Below are 3,182 nucleotides of genomic sequence, written 5' to 3'. Positions count from 1 at the left end.
AAGAGAGTCCAAAGTTATAGGGTCAAGTGACTAAGAGCATATGGTGGATGCCTTGGCGATGATAGGCGACGAAAGACGTGATAGCCTGCGATAAGCTTCGGGGAGCTGGCAAATAAGCTTTGATCCGGAGATTTCTGAATGGGGGAACCCACCTCGCAAGAGGTATCGTGCACTGAATACATAGGTGCACGAAGCGAACCTGGAGAACTGAAACATCTAAGTACCCAGAGGAAAAGACATCAACCGAGATTCCGATAGTAGTGGCGAGCGAATTCGGAAGAGCCTTGCAGTGATAGTCGACCGGTTAACAAAACGGCATGGAAAGGCCGACCATAGTGGGTGATAGTCCCGTATGTGAAAACCGATCGGTGGTACTAGGCTGCAGACAAGTAGGGCGGGGCACGAGAAACCCTGTCTGAATATGGGGGGACCATCCTCCAAGGCTAAATACTCATCATCGACCGATAGTGAACCAGTACCGTGAGGGAAAGGCGAAAAGAACCCCGGGAGGGGAGTGAAATAGATCCTGAAACCGTATGCTTACAAAAAGTCGGAGCCCTTAGGGGTGACGGCGTACCTTTTGTATAATGGGTCAGCGACTTACATTCAGTGGCAAGCTTAACCGAATAGGGGAGGCGAAGAGAAATCGAGTCCGAATAGGGCGACTAGTCGCTGGGTGTAGACCCGAAACCAAGTGATCTATCCATGGCCAGGATGAAGGTGCCGTAACAGGTACTGGAGGTCCGAACCCACTAATGTTGCAAAATTAGGGGATGAGCTGTGGATAGGGGTGAAAGGCTAAACAAACTTGGAAATAGCTGGTTCTCTCCGAAAACTATTTAGGTAGTGCCTCAAGTATTACCGTCGGGGGTAGAGCACTGTTTAGGCTAGGGGGTCATGGCGACTTACCAAACCTATGCAAACTCCGAATACCGACGAGTACAGCTTGGGAGACAGAGCACCGGGTGCTAACGTCCGGACTCAAGAGGGAAACAACCCAGACCGCCAGCTAAGGTCCCTAAAATTGGCTAAGTGGGAAACGAAGTGGGAAGGCTAAAACAGTCAGGATGTTGGCTTAGAAGCAGCCATCATTTAAAGAAAGCGTAATAGCTCACTGATCGAGTCGTCCTGCGCGGAAGATGTAACGGGGCTAAGCCAGTTACCGAAGCTGCGGATGTGCAATTTATTGCACGTGGTAGGAGAGCGTTCTGTAAGCCTGTGAAGGTGTCTGGTAACGGATGCTGGAGGTATCAGAAGTGCGAATGCTGACATGAGTAGCGTTAAAGGGGGTGAAAAGCCCCCTCGCCGTAAGCGCAAGGTTTCCTACGCAACGTTCATCGGCGTAGGGTGAGTCGGCCCCTAAGGCGAGGCAGAGATGCGTAGCTGATGGGAAACAGGTCAATATTCCTGTACCGATCAATAGTGCGATGTGGGGACGGAGAAGGTTAGCTCAGCCAACTGTTGGATATGTTGGTTCAAGCGTGTAGTCGTGCTCTTTAGGCAAATCCGGAGAGCTGAGATGAGGCGTGATAACGAGTCTGCTTGCAGACGAAGTGAGTGATACCCTGCTTCCAGGAAAAGCCACTAAGCTTCAGCTATTGACGACCGTACCGCAAACCGACACTGGTGCGCGAGATGAGTATTCTAAGGCGCTTGAGAGAACTCAGGAGAAGGAACTCGGCAAATTGACACCGTAACTTCGGGAGAAGGTGTACCCCAAGTAAGTGAAGTTGTACAAATGGAGCTCAAAGGGGTTGCAAAAAATTGGTGGCTGCGACTGTTTAATAAAAACACAGCACTCTGCAAACACGAAAGTGGACGTATAGGGTGTGACGCCTGCCCGGTGCTGGAAGATTAAATGATGGGGTGCAAGCTCTTGATTGAAGTCCCAGTAAACGGCGGCCGTAACTATAACGGTCCTAAGGTAGCGAAATTCCTTGTCGGGTAAGTTCCGACCTGCACGAATGGCGTAACGATGGCCACACTGTCTCCTCCTGAGACTCAGCGAAGTTGAAATGTTTGTGATGATGCAATCTCCCCGCGGAAAGACGGAAAGACCCCATGAACCTTTACTGTAGCTTTGTATTGGACTTTGAACGGATCTGTGTAGGATAGGTGGGAGGCTTTGAAGTGCGGTCGCTAGATCGCATGGAGCCGACGTTGAAATACCACCCTGGTGCGTTTGAGGTTCTAACCTGGATCCATTATCTGGATCGGGGACAGTGCATGGTAGGCAGTTTGACTGGGGCGGTCTCCTCCCAAAGCGTAACGGAGGAGTTCGAAGGTACGCTAGTTACGGTCGGACATCGTGACGATAGTGCAATGGCATAAGCGTGCTTAACTGCGAGACTGACAAGTCGAGCAGATGCGAAAGCAGGACATAGTGATCCGGTGGTTCTGTATGGAAGGGCCATCGCTCAACGGATAAAAGGTACTCTGGGGATAACAGGCTGATACCGCCCAAGAGTTCATATCGACGGCGGTGTTTGGCACCTCGATGTCGGCTCATCTCATCCTGGGGCTGTAGTCGGTCCCAAGGGTATGGCTGTTCGCCATTTAAAGAGGTACGTGAGCTGGGTTTAAAACGTCGTGAGACAGTTTGGTCCCTATCTTCCGTGGGCGCTGCAGATTTGAGGAAGCCTGCTCCTAGTACGAGAGGACCGGAGTGGACACACCTCTGGTGTACCTGTTGTCACGCCAGTGGCATCGCAGGGTAGCTAAGTGTGGAAGAGATAACCGCTGAAAGCATCTAAGCGGGAAACTCGTTTCAAGATGAGATCTGCCGGGGCCTTGAGCCCCCTGAAGGGTCGTTGTAGACCACGACGTTGATAGGCTGGGTGTGGAAGCGCAGTAATGCGTTAAGCTAACCAGTACTAATTGCCCGTGCGGCTTGACCCTATAACTTTGGGTAAGCCTGGAAAATGAAAGACAGAACGCAAGTTCTAGTTATGCCGAAAAGGCGCAATCGAAAAGCTGATTGAAGACTCTATGAATTCGTTGGATTGAAGGTGAGCGAGATTAAGAAGTTAATCGAGGCGCTGTCAATCTGACAAAAAGTTTATGCCTGATGACCATAGCAAGTTGGTACCACTCCTTCCCATCCCGAACAGGACAGTGAAACGACTTTGCGCCGATGATAGTGCGGGTTCCCGTGTGAAAGTAGGTCATCGTCAGGCTCTTAC

The 3,182-nt window shown here is 50.9% G+C and carries 2 rRNA genes; both read left to right on the top strand.

Going from position 1 to position 3,182, the window contains the following annotated elements:
• Positions 1 to 20 precede the first annotated feature (20 nt).
• A 23S ribosomal RNA gene (locus tag AAIL66_RS24120) occupies positions 21 to 2,898 on the top strand.
• Between the two features lie 165 nt (positions 2,899 to 3,063).
• Positions 3,064 to 3,176 (top strand): 5S ribosomal RNA (rrf, locus tag AAIL66_RS24115).
• The last annotated feature ends 6 nt before the right edge of the window (positions 3,177 to 3,182 follow it).

The organism is Comamonas sp. F1-6 (assembly GCF_039581415.1).
Classification (GTDB): Bacteria; Pseudomonadota; Gammaproteobacteria; order Burkholderiales; family Burkholderiaceae_C; genus Comamonas; species Comamonas thiooxydans.
Note: the sequence above shows the minus strand (reverse complement) of the source record. Positions and strands in the feature narration are given on the sequence as shown.